Raw genomic sequence first — 662 nt, 5'->3', positions numbered from 1 at the left:
TCGGCACCCCGTTTTATCTCTTTAAAAATCATGCCCCTACTACCACAAAGGGAAAGGGGAATGAAAATTGCTTTACCTAATCCGACCAAGAAGCGGACCCATGTCACACTCGTGATCAGCGGGCCTGCATATACTGCAAATTAATCACGCCCCCATGGCGTCAGTTCAACGAGGTTTAGGATGAATCTGGAACACCCCGAAAAATCTGCCGAGCTGCAGCCCAGCACCGACGGTCAGGCGCCCAAGGCCAATCGACGCAAGCTCATCCAGACCGGCCTGGCTGGCGCGCCGCTGCTGATGGCACTGAAGAGCGTCCCCGCGCTCGCCGCCGAATGCAAGCAGCCGTCCGGTTTTTCCGCGTCCGGCAACCTGAGCCAGAACGGCACCGCCCCCTGTGCCCCGAAGATGAACGGCGTGACCTTCTGGCAGGCCTACGCGGCCGCCAACCCGCCGACCGTCGATGACCTCGACAACAAGACCTTCGGCAGCGTGTTCACCGCATCCGCCGGTCGCACCGAAACCATCCGCGCCATCATCACCGGCACCGACACCGCGGGCGACGCTCCCCTCGAACGGCAGATCGTCGCCGCCTGGCTCAGCGCCAAGGCCGGCAGCCCGCTGTTCACCGCCGCCCAGGCCATCGCCATGTGGAACGAAGGCGT

General features: G+C 62.5%; 1 protein-coding gene. It reads left to right on the top strand.

Annotated elements, in window-relative coordinates; genetic code table 11:
* Positions 1–180 precede the first annotated feature (180 nt).
* Positions 181–662, top strand: a 482-nt coding sequence (locus tag L6Q67_RS23880) for a hypothetical protein (RefSeq protein ID WP_296576111.1), incomplete at its 3' end; no start/stop codon positions are given.

It is taken from the genome of Zoogloea sp. (assembly GCF_023150065.1).
Taxonomy (GTDB): domain Bacteria; phylum Pseudomonadota; class Gammaproteobacteria; order Burkholderiales; family Rhodocyclaceae; genus Zoogloea.
This window is presented reverse-complemented; position numbering and strand designations above follow the sequence as displayed.